Origin of the sequence: Duganella alba (genome assembly GCF_009674495.1) — a bacterium.
Taxonomy (GTDB): domain Bacteria; phylum Pseudomonadota; class Gammaproteobacteria; order Burkholderiales; family Burkholderiaceae_D; genus Rugamonas; species Rugamonas alba.
The window spans coordinates 240,080-256,148 of record NZ_WKJN01000002.1; the positions used below are offsets into that span (position 1 = coordinate 240,080).

At 63.0% G+C, this 16,069-nt stretch carries 15 protein-coding genes; 11 read left to right on the forward strand and 4 right to left on the reverse strand.

Annotated elements, in window-relative coordinates; translation table 11 throughout:
* Positions 1-68 precede the first annotated feature (68 nt).
* On the forward strand, positions 69-1,139 hold the full coding sequence (gene pbpG / locus GJ695_RS02905) for a D-alanyl-D-alanine endopeptidase (RefSeq protein ID WP_154362114.1): 1,071 nt from the start codon (positions 69-71) through the stop codon (positions 1,137-1,139).
* Here the strand turns inward: pbpG and GJ695_RS02910 are convergent.
* Positions 1,121-1,900, reverse strand: a complete 780-nt coding sequence (locus GJ695_RS02910; protein ID WP_154362115.1) for an IclR family transcriptional regulator — start codon at positions 1,898-1,900, stop codon at positions 1,121-1,123. The genes pbpG and GJ695_RS02910 overlap by 19 nt on opposite strands.
* A gap of 102 nt (positions 1,901-2,002) precedes the next feature.
* Here GJ695_RS02910 and GJ695_RS02915 point away from each other — a divergent pair, with 102 nt between their 5' ends.
* The 10 genes from GJ695_RS02915 to GJ695_RS02960 all read left to right on the forward strand — a co-directional run bounded on the left by GJ695_RS02915 (position 2,003) and on the right by GJ695_RS02960 (position 11,213).
* Positions 2,003-2,386, forward strand: coding sequence for a diacylglycerol kinase (locus GJ695_RS02915; RefSeq protein ID WP_154362116.1), 384 nt, complete (start codon positions 2,003-2,005; stop codon positions 2,384-2,386).
* An 88-nt stretch (positions 2,387-2,474) separates the two neighbouring features.
* Positions 2,475-3,479: a sulfate ABC transporter substrate-binding protein gene (locus tag GJ695_RS02920; protein ID WP_154362117.1), complete on the forward strand. Its 1,005-nt coding sequence runs from the start codon at positions 2,475-2,477 to the stop codon at positions 3,477-3,479.
* A gap of 2 nt (positions 3,480-3,481) precedes the next feature.
* Positions 3,482-4,036 carry an RBBP9/YdeN family alpha/beta hydrolase gene (locus GJ695_RS02925; RefSeq protein WP_154362118.1) on the forward strand — a complete coding sequence of 185 codons (555 nt, stop codon included), beginning with the start codon at positions 3,482-3,484 and terminating at the stop codon, positions 4,034-4,036.
* A gap of 27 nt (positions 4,037-4,063) precedes the next feature.
* On the forward strand, positions 4,064-4,702 hold the full coding sequence (locus tag GJ695_RS02930) for a peroxiredoxin (RefSeq protein WP_154362119.1): 639 nt from the start codon (positions 4,064-4,066) through the stop codon (positions 4,700-4,702).
* Between the two features lie 149 nt (positions 4,703-4,851).
* Positions 4,852-5,628 (forward strand): sulfite exporter TauE/SafE family protein, encoded by a 777-nt coding sequence (locus GJ695_RS02935; protein WP_154362120.1) that lies wholly within the window; start codon positions 4,852-4,854, stop codon positions 5,626-5,628.
* A 95-nt stretch (positions 5,629-5,723) separates the two neighbouring features.
* Positions 5,724-6,602 carry a sulfate ABC transporter permease subunit CysT gene (gene cysT, locus GJ695_RS02940; RefSeq protein WP_154362121.1) on the forward strand — a complete coding sequence of 293 codons (879 nt, stop codon included), beginning with the start codon at positions 5,724-5,726 and terminating at the stop codon, positions 6,600-6,602.
* A complete protein-coding gene (gene cysW, locus GJ695_RS02945; RefSeq protein ID WP_154362122.1) occupies positions 6,599-7,489 on the forward strand; it encodes a sulfate ABC transporter permease subunit CysW in 891 nt (296 codons plus the stop codon). Before cysT ends, cysW begins: the two co-directional genes overlap by 4 nt.
* A 4-nt stretch (positions 7,490-7,493) precedes the next feature.
* The gene (locus GJ695_RS02950; protein ID WP_154362123.1) at positions 7,494-8,564 is read left to right on the forward strand and encodes a sulfate/molybdate ABC transporter ATP-binding protein; all 1,071 of its coding nucleotides are present in this window, start codon (positions 7,494-7,496) and stop codon (positions 8,562-8,564) included.
* Positions 8,561-9,493, forward strand: coding sequence for a CysB family HTH-type transcriptional regulator (locus GJ695_RS02955; protein ID WP_154362124.1), 933 nt, complete (start codon positions 8,561-8,563; stop codon positions 9,491-9,493). The genes GJ695_RS02950 and GJ695_RS02955 overlap by 4 nt, the downstream gene beginning before the upstream one ends.
* 115 nt (positions 9,494-9,608) lie before the next feature.
* Positions 9,609-11,213, forward strand: a complete 1,605-nt coding sequence (locus GJ695_RS02960) for a methyl-accepting chemotaxis protein (protein WP_154362125.1) — start codon at positions 9,609-9,611, stop codon at positions 11,211-11,213.
* A 74-nt stretch (positions 11,214-11,287) separates the two neighbouring features.
* Here the strand turns inward: GJ695_RS02960 and GJ695_RS02965 are convergent, their stop codons facing one another.
* The 3 genes from GJ695_RS02965 to GJ695_RS02975 all read right to left on the reverse strand — a co-directional run bounded on the left by GJ695_RS02965 (position 11,288) and on the right by GJ695_RS02975 (position 16,047).
* Positions 11,288-13,609 carry a TonB-dependent receptor plug domain-containing protein gene (locus GJ695_RS02965; protein ID WP_229260311.1) on the reverse strand — a complete coding sequence of 774 codons (2,322 nt, stop codon included), beginning with the start codon at positions 13,607-13,609 and terminating at the stop codon, positions 11,288-11,290.
* 335 nt (positions 13,610-13,944) lie between these two features.
* Positions 13,945-14,994, reverse strand: coding sequence for an aldo/keto reductase (locus GJ695_RS02970; RefSeq protein ID WP_154362127.1), 1,050 nt, complete (start codon positions 14,992-14,994; stop codon positions 13,945-13,947).
* Between the two features lie 12 nt (positions 14,995-15,006).
* Positions 15,007-16,047: a quinone-dependent dihydroorotate dehydrogenase gene (locus GJ695_RS02975; protein WP_154362128.1), complete on the reverse strand. Its 1,041-nt coding sequence runs from the start codon at positions 16,045-16,047 to the stop codon at positions 15,007-15,009.
* Positions 16,048-16,069 lie beyond the last annotated feature (22 nt).

Here is a 16,069-nt window from a genome sequence, read left to right on the forward strand (position 1 = left end):
TGCTTGCGCTGGCGCAGCGTTTTGCTACACTGCAACGAGCTTTGCTGAATCTTTTTTTGGGGATACGAATGATCAAACTCGCATTAAGCGCTCTTATTTCGCTGATGTTTGCTTCGGCAGCCGTCACCGTCCAGGCAGCCGATGCCGGCAGCGCGCCCAATAAAAAGGTCGTGCTGAAGAAGCGTCACGCCGTGCGCGTGGCGGCCGCCGATACGGGCGACCGCGTGGTCAAGCGCGTGATCAAGGTCAATGGCAAGCGCAAGGTGGTGTACCAGCGCGTGCTGGCCGCCGCGCCGGCGGTGCCGACCATGGGCGACCTCGCCGGCCTGAACGCGACGCATGATCCGCTGGCGCTGGCGTCCAACGTGGCGCTGGTGCTGGACCAGGCCAATTCGGAAGTGCTGTTTGAAAAGAATTCCAACGTTGCCCTGCCGATCGCCTCCATCACCAAGATGATGACCGGCCTGATCGTGGTGGAAGCCAAGCAGGACATGGATGAAGTCCTCACCGTCACCGACGAGGACGTGGACCGCGAAAAATTCAGCAGCTCGCGCCTGAAAGTCGGCACGCAGATGACCCGCGCCAATATGCTGCACATCGCGCTGATGAGTTCGGAAAACCGCGCCGCCTCGGCGCTGGGCCGCAACTATCCGGGCGGCCGTCCGGCCTTCGTCGAAGCGATGAACGCCAAGGCGCGTGAACTGGGCATGAGCGACACCCATTACGTCGATTCCAACGGCCTGTCGAAAATGAATGTGGCCAGTGCGCGCGACCTGGCCAAACTGGCGATGGCAGCGTATCAACAGCCGATGCTGCGCCAGTTCTCGACCGATCCGAAAGCCACGGTGGAACTGAGCAACGGCCGTCCGATGCAGTTCGGCACCACCAACCACCTGGTGGCCAGCCCGGACTGGGCGATCGGCTTGCAGAAAACCGGCTTCATCAACGAAGCAGGGCGTTGCCTGATGATGCAGGCCGTCATCGAAGGCCGCTCGGTCATCATGGTGTTCCTGGATTCCAAGGGCAAGCAGTCGCGGACGGCCGACGCCGGCCGCATGCGCAAATGGCTGGAAGCGCTGCGCCCGGCCAACCTGGTTGGCGGCGGCAGCAGCACCGGCGCTTATTCGACCGGGATGTAACCCAGCGTGACGGAGATCTGGCGCGCGGTCAGCACCAGATCTTCCAGCCAGTCTTCCTGCAGACGGTCGGCCGGCGCCGAGATCGACAGCCCGGCAATCAGCTTGCCGCTGTCGTCGTAGATGCCGGCGGCCATGCAGCGTACCCCCAGCTCCAGTTCCTCATTGTCGCGCGAGTAGCCGCGTGACTTCACCAGCCCCAGCTCGCGTTCCAGCTTGCCCAGATCGGTAATCGAATTCTTGTTGTGCCCGGCCAGGCCGGTGCGCGTGGCGTAGGCGCGGATGGCTTTCGGCTCGTCCGCCGACAGGAACAGCTTGCCGGTCGAGGTCAGGTGCAGCGGGCCGCGGCCGCCGATGGCGCGCACCACCTGCATGCCCGAGCGTTCCGAGAAGGCGCGGTCGATGTAGACGATCTCGTCGCCCTGGCGCACCGACAGGTTGATGGTCTGCTGGGTTTTTTTGTGCAGTGCACGCATGAAATCCAGCGCCGCTTCGCGCACCGACAGCCGGCTCTTGACCACATTGCCCAGTTCCAGCAGACGCATGCCGAGGCGGTAGGTGCCCGGCTCGACCCGGTCGACAAAACGGGTAACCACCATATCGTTCAAAATCCGGTGGGCGGTCGACGGGTGTAGCCCGGAGACGCGCGATAATTCCTTCAGGCTCACGGGATCGGGATACTTGGCCAGCGCATCGAGCAGCGCCACCATGCGTTCGATCACCTGGATGGTGGTCTTTTGCTCGGGAACGGATTCGATTTTCATGATGTGGTTGGTGCAATGCAGTATTCAATACCTCTTTTATACCATAATGTGGAAAAGTCCGGGGTGATGCATAATAAGCATTTACAAAGTTACGACACCCACATGGAACCAGTCAGCGAATTCAAGAGCAAGAGCGGCCTCAAACGTATCTACCAGGCCTTTTTATATTCGATGGACGGCTTCCGCTCCGCCTGGAAGCATGAGCATGCCTTCCGCCAGGAAGTCAGCGTGTTCGTGGTCGGCGCCATCATCGCGCTGGGGTTGCACATCTCGGCGTTCGAAAAGCTGGTGCTGATCGGCGTGCTGCTGCTGATCCTGATCGTTGAGCTGATCAATTCCTCGATCGAGGCCGTGGTGGACCGCGTGTCGCTGGAGCGCCATCCGCTGTCCAAGAACGCCAAGGATTTCGGCAGCGCGGCCGTGGCGCTGACCTGTCTGCTGGCGATCGCCACCTGGGCGGTGGTGCTGTACAACCGCTTCATATGATTTTCCTGTATATAGAACTGATAAAAGCTTAGTTCTCATTTATAAGGCGCGGCAGTAATCTGGAGACCTTCACTACTAGGGGAATCAAATGCTGTCCAAGAAAATTATTGCCGCTGCCGTGCTCGCCATCTCCGCCGTCGCTCCAGTGCTGGCGGCGGACATCTCGCTGCTGAACGTGTCGTATGACCCGACGCGCGAGCTGTACCAGGACGTCAACACCGCATTTGCCAAAGAGTGGAAAACCAAGACCGGCGATACGGTCAAGATCAAGCAATCGCACGGCGGTTCGGGCAAGCAGGGCCGCGCCGTGATCGACGGCCTGGAAGCGGACGTGGTGTCGCTGGCGCTGGCCTACGACATCGACGCCATCGCCGAACACAAGCTGCTGTCGCCGGACTGGCAGAAAAAGCTGCCGCACAACAGTACCCCGTACACCTCGACCATCGTGTTCCTGGTCCGCAAGGGCAATCCTAAGGGCATCAAGGACTGGGCCGACTTGGTCAAGCCAGGCGTATCGGTGATCACCCCGAATCCCAAGACTTCCGGCGGCGCCCGCTGGAACCACCTGGCCGCCTACGGCTATGCGCTGCGCCAGCCAGGCGGCAGCGAAGCCAGTGCCAAGGAATACCTGACCAAGCTATACAAGAACGTGCCGGTGCTGGATTCCGGCGCGCGCGGCGCCACCACCACCTTTGTTGAACGCGGCATCGGCGACGTGCTGATCGCCTGGGAAAACGAAGCGCTGCTGGCGGTCAAGGAACTGGGGCCGACCAAGTTCGACATCATCGCGCCGTCGGTCTCGATCCTGGCTGAACCGCCGGTCGCCGTGGTCGACAAAGTGGTCGACAAGCGTGGGACCCGCAAGGTGGCGGAGGCTTACCTGAACTTCCTGTACACCGATGAAGCGCAGGACATCATCGCCAAGAACTACTACCGTCCAGCCACCGAGAAAGCGGCCAAGAAATACGCTGGCCAGTTCCCGAAAGTGAAGCTGTTCACGCTGGCTGACGTCGCTGGCGACTGGACCAAGGCGCAGAAGACCCACTTCGCCGACGGCGGCCTGTTCGACCAGATCTATCAGCCTAACAAGTAATCATGACCGGCAGCTTGGACCAGTTTCGCGTGTTGATTGCGCCCGGCCTGCATAACAGCGGACCGGACCACTGGCAGAGCCGCTGGCAACGCCTGTTCCCCGCCTTCGAGCGGGTGCAGCAGGACGACTGGGAAGTGCCGGATCTGCCGCGCTGGTCGGCGCGGGTGGACGAGTTGCGCAGCAAGGATAAGCGGCCGACGCTGATCGTCGCCCACAGCTTCGGTGCGCTGGCCACGGTGCACAGCGTGGCGCGCGATCCCGAGAGTGTGGCTGCGGTGCTGCTGGTGGCGCCGGCCGATCCCGACAAATTCAACGTCGCCGCGCTGCTGCCGCAACACGCTTTGCCGGTGCCTTCCATCATGGTTGGCAGTACCAACGATCCGTGGATGGCCGCGCCGCGCGCCGAGTTGTGGGCACGGCGCTGGCACAGCCGTTTCATCAACGGCGGTCCGCTGGGGCACATCAACGCCGAATCCAGTCTGGGCGACTGGCCGGAGGGTCTGGAAAGCTTGTATTTCCTGGCCGGTCAGGTGCACAATGACGTGTTGTCAACGTGATGCATTTTTCTACTCTGGAGACCAACTATGACTATCCGCCTGGGCGATACCGCGCCTGATTTCGAACAAGATTCTTCCATCGGCAAACTGAAGTTCCACGAGTGGGCTGGCAATTCGTGGGTGGTGCTGTTTTCGCACCCAGCCGACTTCACGCCGGTGTGCACCACCGAGCTGGGCCTGACCGCCAAGCTGAAACCGGAATTCGACAAGCGCAACGTGAAAGCGATCGCGCTGTCGGTGGACCCTGCCGAGTCGCACAAGGCGTGGATCAAGGATATCGAGGAAACGCAGAAGACCGTGGTCGGTTTCCCGATCATCGCCGATGCGGACCGCAAGGTATCGGGCCTGTATGACATGATTCACCCGGAAGCGTCGGCAACGGCGACCGTGCGTTCGCTGTTCGTGATTGATCCGAACAAGAAGGTGCGTTTGACGATTACCTATCCGATGAGCACCGGCCGCAACTTCGATGAAGTGCTGCGCGTGATCGATGCGCTGCAACTGACCGATGGCTACACCGTGGCCACGCCGGGCAACTGGAAAGATGGCGATGACGTCATCATCCCGCTGACCGTGCAGGACCCCGAAGTGCTGAAACAAAAGTACCCGAAAGGCTTTACCGCCGAGCGTCCATATCTGCGTGTTACCCCACAGCCGAATAAGTGACGCACGCCGCGCCACTCTAGGGGTCTGACCCCGTACGGGGTCAGACCCCTCGTGGCAGTGCGGGGTAAAGCGGATAAGCTTATTAGTTTTCCGTTGTTTGGATATTTCCCCAGAGTAGGTAACCTTCGGGCCTACTTTGGGGAAATCGCATGGATGTGCAGTTTGTCGTTTCAGGATTCGCAGTCGGCTTGCTGGTCGGCATGACCGGCGTCGGTGGTGGTTCGCTGATGACGCCGCTGCTGACCTTGCTGTTCGGCGTCACGCCCGCCGTGGCCGTCGGCACCGATCTGGCGTTCGCCTCGCTGACCAAGGGCGTCGGCACTTTCACCCACAAAATGCGCGGCACGGTCCACTGGGACATCGTGCGCCGCCTCTGCATCGGCGCGCTGCCGGCCGCCTTCTTCGCCAGCCTGGCGCTCAAACACTTCGGCACCCTGAACAAGGAAATGGGCCAGATCATCCGCTACATGATCGCCAGCTCGGTGCTGCTGACCGTCATCGCCCTGCTGTTCAAGCGCAAGATGCTGGCCTGGATCACTGCCCACCCCGAGCGCCAGCTGCAGGGCAGGGCGCTGAGCGCCGCCACCATCGTCTCCGGCGCCGTGCTCGGTACGCTGGTGACGATTTCCTCGATTGGCGCCGGCGCCATCGGCGCCACCCTGCTGGTGATGCTCTACCCGCGCCTGACCGCCGCCGAAGTGGCCGGCACCGACATCGCCTATGCCGTGCCGCTGACCGCCATCGCCGCCGTCGGCCACTGGTGGCTCGGGTCGATCAACTGGACCCTGCTGCTGACCCTGCTGGTCGGCTCGCTGCCCGGCATTACCCTCGGCGCCTATGCCGCCCGCGCCGTGCCTGAGCGTCTGTTGCGCGGTCTGCTGGCGGTAACACTTGTTGCCGTGGCAGCAAAGCTCGTATATAGCTGAATCATCTAATCAAATGACTAATGCTTCGTTTGTATTATGAAGATTAGGTGAGAACATGCAGCCCTTATAGAAGGTTTTGTAATAAGGGAGCATTCATGTCTGCTGTTCTTGCAGCGCCCACCGCGACGCCGCCCGTGGCCAAGCGGAGCGCACCGTTCCGCGTGATGCCGGGCTTCCGGCTGTCGCTGGGATTCACCATTTTCTACCTGACGCTGATCGTACTGATCCCGCTGTCTGCCATCTTCCTGAAAACGTTCACCTTGACCTGGGATTCGTTCTGGACCACGGTGACCTCGGCGCGCGTGATCGCCTCGTACAAGCTGACGTTTGGCGCCTCGCTGCTGGGCGCCTTCATCAACGTCATCTTCGGCGGCATCGTGGCCTGGGTGCTGGTGCGCTATGAATTTCCCGGCAAACGCATCGTCGATGCGCTGGTCGACCTGCCGTTCGCCTTGCCGACCGCCGTGGCCGGCATCACGCTGACCGCGCTGTATTCGGCCAACGGCTGGCTGGGCCGCTTCATCGAAGGCGAGCTGGGCATCAAGGTGGCGTTCACGCCGATCGGCGTGGTGATCGCGCTGACCTTCATCGGCCTGCCGTTCGTTGTGCGCACCGTGCAACCGGTGCTGGAAGACGTCGAGCGCGAACTGGAGGAAGCCGCCGCCAGCCTGGGCGCCAACGCCTGGCAAACCTTTTCCCGCGTGGTGTTCCCGACCATCCTGCCGTCGCTGATGACCGGCTTTGCATTGGCCTTCGCCCGCGCCACCGGCGAATACGGTTCGGTGATCTTCATCGCCGGCAATATGCCGATGGTGTCGGAAATCACGCCGCTGTTCATCATTACCAAGCTGGAGCAGTATGACTACGCCGGCGCCACCGCGATTGCAACCGTGATGCTGGTGGTGTCCTTCCTGCTGCTGTTGACCATCAACCTGTTGCAAGCCTGGGCTCGCGGAAAGCCGGTGAAATCATGAGCGCTACGCCTGCCACCACCCCACGTCGCGGCGAACTGCCGTCGCGCGCCGATGTGCTGGAGCCGCGCTGGGTGCGCGTGGTCCTGATCGCCATCGCGCTGCTGTTCCTGACGCTGTTCCTGTTCGTGCCGCTGGTCTCGGTGTTCTACGAAGGCCTGAAGAAGGGCTGGGATGCCTATCTGTCCGCCATCGTCGATGAAGACGCGATCTCGGCCATCAAGCTGACGCTGATCACCGCCGCCATCGCCGTGCCGCTGAACCTGGTGTTCGGCGTGGCCGCCTCGTGGTGCATCGCCAAGTTCGAGTTCCGCGGCAAGAGCATCCTGCTGACGTTGATCGACCTGCCGTTTTCGGTGTCGCCGGTGATCTCCGGCCTGATCTACGTGCTACTGTTCGGCGCGCAAGGTTACTTCGGCCCCTGGCTGATGGACCACGACATTAAGATCCTGTTCGCGGTGCCGGGCATTGTGCTGGCCACCATCTTCGTCACCTTCCCGTTCGTGGCGCGCGAGCTGATCCCGCTGATGCAGGCGCAGGGCAGCGAAGAAGAAGAGGCCGCCATTGTACTGGGCGCGTCCGGCTGGGACACCTTCCGCCGCGTGACGCTGCCGAACATCAAGTGGGGTCTGCTGTACGGCGTGATCCTGTGTAACGCCCGCGCCATGGGCGAATTCGGCGCGGTGTCGGTGGTGTCCGGCCATATCCGTGGCGAGACCAACACCATGCCGCTGCAAGTGGAGATTCTCTACAACGAATACAACTTTGCCGCCGCCTTTGCCGTGGCGTCCCTGCTGGCGCTGCTGGCCCTGGTGACGCTGGTCGTGAAAACCTTTATCGCCTGGCGCCTGAACGAATCCATCGCCGACGACGTGCGCACTACGGAGTAATACCATGACGATCGAAGTTAAAAACATCAACAAGCGTTTCGGCGATTTCGTCGCCCTCAACAATGTGTCGCTGTCCTTCCCGCAGGGTGAGCTGACCGCGCTGCTGGGACCGTCCGGCTGCGGCAAGACCACGTTGCTGCGCTGTATCGCCGGCCTGGAGCATCCGGACTCGGGCCAGGTGCTGCTGGACGGCCACGACGCTTCCGAACGCCATGTGCGCGAGCGCCAGGTCGGCTTCGTGTTCCAGCACTATGCGCTGTTCAAGCACATGACCGTGTTTGAAAATGTCGCTTTCGGCCTGCGCGTCAAATCGCGCAGCGAGCGGCCGTCGGAAGACCAGATCCGCCGCAAGGTGAAAGACCTGCTGGAACTGGTGCAGCTGGACTGGCTGGCGGACCGCTATCCGCCACAACTGTCGGGCGGCCAGCGTCAGCGTATCGCCCTGGCGCGCGCGCTGGCGGTCGAGCCGCGCGTGCTGCTGCTGGACGAACCGTTCGGCGCGCTGGACGCCAAGGTGCGCAAGGAGCTGCGCCGCTGGCTGCGCCGCCTGCACGACGAGCTGCACGTCACCTCCATCTTCGTTACCCACGACCAGGAAGAAGCGCTGGAAGTGGCCGACCAGGTGGTGCTGATGAACAAAGGTAACGTCGAACAGATCGGCGCACCGGACGAGGTGTACAACCATCCGGCCTCGCCATTCGTCTACGGCTTCCTGGGCAATGTGAACGTGTTCCACGGCCGTGTGCAGGATGGCGTGCTGGCCAGCGGCGATGCCAGCTTCACCGTGCCGGGCGAATCCAGTGCCGCCGGCAAGGGCACCGCCTATGTGCGTCCGCACGAGCTGGAGGTGGACCGCTACACGCCGGGCGCCGAAGGCATCGTGGTCAAGCTGCGCCGCGCACATGCGATCGGCCCGCTGGCCCAGCTGGACCTGGAACGCGACGATACCAACGAATTGATTGAAGCCGTGATTCCGAACGAGCGCTTCAGCTCCCTGGGCCTGAAAGAAGGCGAAACTTTAGTCGTGCGTCCGAAACGCCTGCGGGTGTTCGTGGACGAAGGAGCATCCATATGAATTTTCAACAGCTGCGGTCCATCCGCGAAGCAGCCCGTCGTGGCTACAACCTGACCGAAGTGGCGAATGCCCTGTTCACCTCGCAGCCTGGCGTGTCGCGCCAGATCCGCGAACTGGAAGACGAACTGGGCGTCGTGATTTTCGAACGCAACGGCAAGCGCCTGACCGGCATGACCGAGCCGGGCAAAGGCATCCTGAAGATCATCGACCGCCTGCTGATCGAGGCCGAGAACTTGCAACAGGCCAGCCTGGAATACACCGGCCAGCAAAGCGGCACCTTGAGCGTGGCCGCCACCCACACGCAGGCGCGCTATGCGCTGCCGAAAGTGGTACAGAGCTTCCGCACCGCGTATCCGGACGTGCGCATCGCCTTGCAGCAGAGCGCGCCGGAGCACATCGCCGAATGGATCTTGTCCGGCAAGACCGATATCGGCATCGCCACCGAGGGCCTGTCGCAGTTCCCGGACCTGGTGTCGTTCCCGTGCTACCGCTGGAGCCATCTGATCGTGGTGCCGGACGGCCATCCGCTGCTGTCGCGCTCGCCGATCAGGCTGGAAGACCTGGCCGAGTTCCCGCTGATTACCTATGACGTCGGCTTTACCGGCCGCGGCCACATCGACGCGGCCTTCGCGCAGGCCGGCGTCAAGCCGGACATCGTGCTGACCGCCATGGATTCGGACGTGATCAAGCAGTACGTGTCGCTGGGCCTGGGCGTGGGCATTGTCGCCTCGATGGCGTTCGACCACGGCCGCGACAAGGGCATGCGCGCGGTGGAAGCATCGCACCTGTTCGCGCAGAACACCACGCGCCTTGCGGTGCGCAAGGGCGCCTACCTGCGTTCGTATGCCTACCACTTCATCCAGCAATTCGCGCCGGACCTGACCCGCGCCGACATCGACGCCGCCCTCAACGGCGGGGATCTCTCCTGATCTGTTGCTGCCGCCGCATCAGTTGTGGCGGCAGCAAAACAGTCGTTTAATTTTTCCTATTTTAATATCGAAATGACCATATACTGAATCCCTGCAACCAACACTGGGAGCGCACATGGGTATCGGTAATTGGAAAATCGGCTACCGTCTGGCAGCCGGTCTGGGCATGGCCATCATCTTCATGATCGGCATCGCCGTCGAAGGCATCGGCAATCTTGGCAAGCTCAATAGCAATACCAAGGATCTCGCTGTCGATAAAGTTCCCAAGGTCATACTGGCTTACGAAACGATAGGCGGTCTGAACGACGTGGCCCGCGCTATGCGCAACGCCATGTTGTCGACCGATCCGGCGGTGGTCAAGGCCGAGCTGGAGCGTGTGGAGAAACGGCGCGTGGAAAACGGCGAGCGGCTCGACAAGCTGGGCAAGTTGATTGCCGACGATGAAGACCCGCAAAGCAAGGCCAAGCTGCAAGCCGTGCTCGATGCGCGGGAAAAATACGTGGTGGTGCAGAGCGCTTTCCTGAAGATGTCCACCGACGACAGCAAGCGCGACGAGTCGGTCAAGTATCTGCTGACCACGGTGCGCAAGGAGCAGACCGCTTACCTGAACGCCTTGACCGAGATGGTCAAGTATCAGATCGCCGCTGTCGAGGAGACCAGTGCGGTGGCGGAACGGTCGTACTCCAGTTCGCGCACCACGATGATCGTGCTGACGATAGTGGCAGCCGCGCTGGCGGCTTGGGTGCTATATGTGATCACGCGCAGCATCACACAGCCGCTGAACCGCGCGGTGGGCATGGCGCAGGCGGTGGCCGGCGGCGATCTGACCATGCGCATGGAGTGCAATACCACCGATGAGACCGGCCAGCTGCTGCGCGCGCTGATCGACATGAACGATGCGCTGGCGCGCACGGTGGGGCAGGTGCGCTCGGGCACGGATACGATTGCCACGGCGTCGAATGAAATCGCCAGCGGCAATCTGGATCTGTCGTCGCGCACCGAGCAGCAGGCGTCCAGCCTTGAGGAGACGGCGTCGTCGATGGAGGAGCTGACTTCAACCGTTACGCAGAATGCCGAGAACGCGCGGCAGGCCACCAAGCTGGTGGTGGCGGCCAGCGATTACGCCACCAAGGGCGGCCAGGTGGTTGGCGAGGTGGTGACCACCATGGGCGCGATCAAGGAAAGTTCCAGCAAGATTGTCGACATCATCAGCGTGATTGATGGCATTGCGTTCCAGACCAATATTCTGGCGCTGAATGCGGCGGTCGAGGCGGCGCGTGCGGGTGAGCAGGGCCGGGGCTTTGCGGTGGTGGCGTCCGAGGTGCGCAACCTGGCGCAGCGGTCGGCATCGGCGGCCAGGGAGATCAAGGAGTTGATCGGGCGGTCGGTGGAGACCGTGGATGCGGGGGCGGCGCTGGTGAGCCAGGCGGGGGCGACGATGCAGGGTATTGTGCAGTCGGTGCAGCAGGTGGCGGAGATCATGCATCAGATTAGCGCGGCCAGCAGCGAGCAGAGCACGGGCATCGAGCAGGTGAATCAGGCGATTGTGTCGATTGATGATGTGACGCAGCAGAATGCGGCGCTGGTGGAACAGGCCGCTGCGGCGGCGCAGAGTATGCGCGATCAGGCGGATTTGCTGGCGCAGGCGGTGAGTGTGTTTAAGCTGGCGGGGACCCCGCCGCCAGCAAAACCGATGCTGCGGCGGCTGGCGGTGGCTTGAGCTGCTGCGCTAAACCCGGGCACACCGGGGTCTGACCCCGTACGGGGTCAGACCCCAGCTCGCCGCCGTGCGGGTTACCAGGTGTAGCTGGCTTTGGCGTAGTAGTAGCGGCCGTTGAAGCCGTTCGGCGCCCAGCCGCTGTACGGGTAGATGCCGTTGGTATTCAAATTGCCCGCCGACGTCACCTGGTCCGGGTAGCGGTTGGTGGCGTTGTCCACACCGGCCGTCAGGCGCCAGTTCTTGCCCAGCTTGACGTTGCCCGACAGGTCGAGCGTCCATTGCGGATCGTAGGTCTGGTCCAGCGTCGCATTGTTCTGCGGTACGGTGAAGCTGCCGTAGCGCGTGACCACGGCGCGCAGGCCCCAGTTGCTGATAGTCCAGTCGGTCGTCAGGCTCAACTTGTCCTTCGGCGAACCGACGGTCAGGCGATTGACGGTCTGGCGGTCGATCAGCGTCAGGCCGTTGGCGGTCAGGATGGCCGGATTGGCCTTCACGCCTTCGACGTCGGTCTTGTTGTGGTTGTAGGCGCCGGTGAAGTCGAAGCGGCCGTAGTCGCGGGTGTCCCAGCGGTAGGTGCTCAGCACGTCGACGCCGGTGGTGCGGGTGTCGATGGCGTTGGTGAAGTAGCGGCCGGCGCCCACCAGGATGCCTTGCGAAGCGAGCGCGTTTTTCAACGTCTGATTCAGCGTCATATTCGCCGACAGCGCGATGCGGTCGTCGATGTTGATGCGGTAGGCGTCCACCGTGGTGGTCCAGTTGCGGCTGGGCTGTACCACCAGGCCGAGGCTGTAGTTGCGGGCCTTCTCTGCCTTGAGCGGCGTGGCGCCAAGCGCGGTGGCGGCGGCGCTGCCCACCGCGAAGGTGCCGGTTTCAATCGGCGTGTTCACGCCGTTGACCACCGAGAAATTGGTGGTGGTGATGGTGTAGAACTGCTGCGCCAGCGATGGTGCGCGGAAGCCGGACGAGGCCGTCGCGCGCAGCGATACCGCCTCGTTGAAGGCGTAGCGGGCCGAACCCTTGGCCGAGGTGGTGTTGCCGAAATCGCTGTAGCGTTCGTGACGCAGCGCGCCCGAGGCCGAGAACTGCTTGGTGATTTCCGCTTCGACGTTGGCGTAGATCGATTTGTTGTCGCGGCTGTTGCTGCCGGCGTTGACCGGACGGAAGCCGGAGAAGCCCTGCGCGCCGGTGCCGCTGTACGACGCCACATCGCCGGCGCCGATTTCGTAGGTCTCCGTGCGGTACTCGGCGCCCAGCGCCAGCGTGACCGGGCCGCTGAAGGCCTCGACCGCGAAGTCCTTGGCGACGTCGAAGTTGACCAGCGTTTCCGAGTTTTTCAGGCGGCCGGCGTAGAAGTGGGTCGGGCTGGCGGCGCCCAGGTCCTGGTTGACGGTGTTATCCAGGTTCAGCTTGAATTCGTTCTCGCCGTAGTTCAGGCTCAAGTCCCAGCGCCAGCCGCTGGCTTCGCCGCGCAGGCCGGTGACCAGCGAGCTGTCGGTCGAGCGGCTGTTTTCCAGCGGCAGGAAGCCTTGCGGGAACAGCGGCGAGCGCAGTGCGGTGCCGTTGAAGGCGGTACGCCAGGTGGCGGCCGCCGAGGTGTCGCGCTGGCCGTAGTTGACGAAGGCGTACCAGTCGATATCGTCGGTGACGCGGTATTCGCTGTTGAGGAACAGCGAGGCCGGCTTGGTTTCCGGATCGCCGAAGCGCTGCGTGACGGTGCCGTACAGCGGCTCGGCCGGATTGCGGAAATCGGCGCCGGCGCGGTTGGTCGGATCGCGGTCGGCCGCATCGACAGCGATGCGCACCCAGCCGTTTTCGCCGAGCGGCAGGCCGCCCGAGGCGCGCACGGAGCGCTGGCGGCCATCGCGTTTCTGGTATTCGCCCCAGCCGATTTCGGCCTCGCCGCCGCTGGCGCCTTTTTTCAGGATGATGTTGATGACGCCGGCGATCGCATCGGAACCGTACTGGGCGGCGGCGCCGTCACGCAGCACCTCGATGTGGTCGATGGCCGACAGCGGAATCGCATTCAGGTCGACCGGCGCCGAACCGCGGCCCTGGGTGCCGTTGACGTTGACCACCGACGAGGTATGGCGGCGCTTGCCATTGACCAGCACCAGCACCTGATCGGGCGAGAGGCCACGCAGCTGCGCCGGACGCACCGCGTCGGATGCATCGGCGCCGGACGGGCGCGGGAAGTTCAGCGATGGCAGCACGCGGCCCAGCACGGTGGCCAGCTCGGTCGAGCCGCTGGCTTGCAGTTCCTTGGCGCCGATGATGTCGATCGGCGATTCCGAATCGACGGTGCGGCGGTTTTTGGCATAGGTGCCGGTCACCACCACCGATTGCAGTTCACCGTCCGTCGCGCTTTCCTGCGCGCCGGCGTGCATAGTCGCCGCCATCAGGCCGCCCAACAGCAGGGCTTGGGGTAAAGGAGCAAGGGCGAAACGGGGAGCTGTACGGCGTGTAAACATGGTGACTATCTTTCTTCAAGGGATGTTTAATGCTGAAATCTTATAGGGCGGCAAGGATAATGCCCACGAATCGTTAGCAATTAAGATATATGAATTTTGAATAATGTTGTTACAGTACAGCCAATCGTGCGCGAAAGTGGCATATGGCCAGGCGGGACGTGCCGTGCGCGTTGCGGGAGCGCCACGAACTGGCGTCCGGAGGAGGAAAAGGGGGAGTGCCGCGCGCGCCGGCGACGCTGGCGCCAGCCCGAAAATACGCGGAGTTACTGGCCGGGATTGGTGATCTCGGCGTGGATCTGGTCCACCTGCTTGATGACGTCCAGCGGCAGCACGATGTCGTAGGCGTCGATGTTGTGCTTCAGCTGTTCCAGGCTGGTGGCGCCGATGATGGTCGAGGCCACGAACCAGCGCGAATAGCACCATGCCAGCGCCAGTTGCGTCGGCGTCAGGCCATTGTCGCGCGCCAGCTGCACGTAGCGCGCGGTGGCGGCCACCGTCGCCGGCCGCAGGTAGCGCGGGCTCCAGGTCGGCGGGAAGACGGTCAGGCGGCCGTGCGCCTTCGGATCATCGTGGTACTTGCCGGTCAGCTGGCCGAACGCCAGCGGGCTGTAGGCCAGCAGGCTGACGTTCTCGCGGTAGCAGGTCTCGTCCAGCAGGCTGGTTTCGTAGTGGCGCGCGGTCAGGTTGTACAGGTTCTGGATGGTGGCGATGCGCGGCAGATCCTTCATCTCGGACTGCTTGATGAACTCGTTCACGCCCCAGCACGATTCGTTGGAGACGCCGATGGCGCCGATCTTGCCGGCCTTGACCAGGTCCCCCAGCGCCGCCAGCGTTTCCTCGATCGCCACGCAGTCGCGCTCCTGCTTCGGATGGAAGACGTTGTTGCCGAAGATGGGCACGTTACGGCTTGGCCAGTGCAATTGGTATAAATCGATATGCTCGATTTGCAGGCGCTGCAGGCTGGTGTCCACCGCCGCCTTCAGGTTGGCGGCGTCGAAGTTGCGCGCGCGGCCGCCGCGTATCCAGGTCACGCTGGCGTTCGGACCGGCCGCCTTGGTGGCGATCACCACCTTGTCGCGCAAGCCGGTCTTCTTCAGCCAGGTGCCAATGTAGCGTTCGGTCGAGCCCTGGGTTTCGGCGCGCGCCATCACCGGGTACATTTCCGCCGTGTCGATGAAGTTGATGCCGCGCTCGTAGGCGTAGTCGAGCTGGCTGTGCGCTTGCGCTTCGGTGTTCTGCTCGCCCCAGGTCATGGTGCCGAGGCAGACCTTGGTGACGTGGAGATCGCTGTTGCCCAGTTGTACCTTCTGCATGCCTTGCTCCGGTTAGTGGCCGCGTACCGCATCCGCGCAATCGCGGATCAGCGCCGGGCCGGCGTAGATCAGGCCACTATACAGCTGCACCAGTTGCGCGCCGCATTCCATCTTCATGCGCGCGTCCAGGCCTTGCATGATGCCGCCGACGCCGATGATCGGCAGGGCGTCGCCCAGCTCGGCCTTCAGCAGGCGGATCACGGTGTTGGAGAACTGGAACACCGGCGCGCCCGACAGGCCGCCCGCTTCGGCGCCGTGCAGCATGCCGGTGACGGCGTCGCGATTTAGCGTGGTGTTGGTGGCGATGACGCCGTCGATCTTGTGGCGGATCAGCGCGTCGGCGATGTTCTTGACCTGGTCGCCGTCCATGTCCGGCGCAATCTTCAGCGCCAGTGGCACGTAGCGCTTGTGCTGGTCGGCCAGGCGCAGCTGGGCGTCCTTCAGCGTGCTCAACAGGCCGTCCAGTTCCGAGCCGCCTTGCAGCTGGCGCAGGTTCTTGGTGTTCGGCGACGAGATGTTGACGGTGACGTAGCTGGCATACGGATAGACTTTTTCCAGGCAGTGCAGGTAATCGTCGGTGGCGCGTTCGATCGGCGTGTCGGCGTTCTTGCCGATGTTCAGGCCCAGCACGCCGGCCTTGTCCTGGTAGAAGCGCGAAGCCTGCACATTGGCGACAAAGGCATCGACGCCGCCGTTGTTGAAGCCCATGCGGTTGATGATGGCGTGCGCTTCCGGCAGGCGGAACATGCGCGGCTTCGGATTGCCCGGCTGCGCGCGCGGCGTCACGGTGCCCACTTCGATCGAACCGAAGCCGAGGTCGGCCAGCGCGTCGATGTAGGCGCCGTCCTTGTCCAGGCCGGCAGCCAGGCCGACCGGATTTTTAAAAGTGATGCCCATCACCGTGCGCGGATCGGCCTGGGGTTGCTTGACCAGCTTGGTCAGGCCCAGCGCGGCGGCGCGTTTCAGTGCAGGCAGGGTGAAGTGGTGGGCGGCTTCGGCGTCCATCGAGAACAGCAGCGGACGGGCCAGGGAATACAGGAATTTTTCGGACATGGGGCGCTCAGGTTGGTGGTCG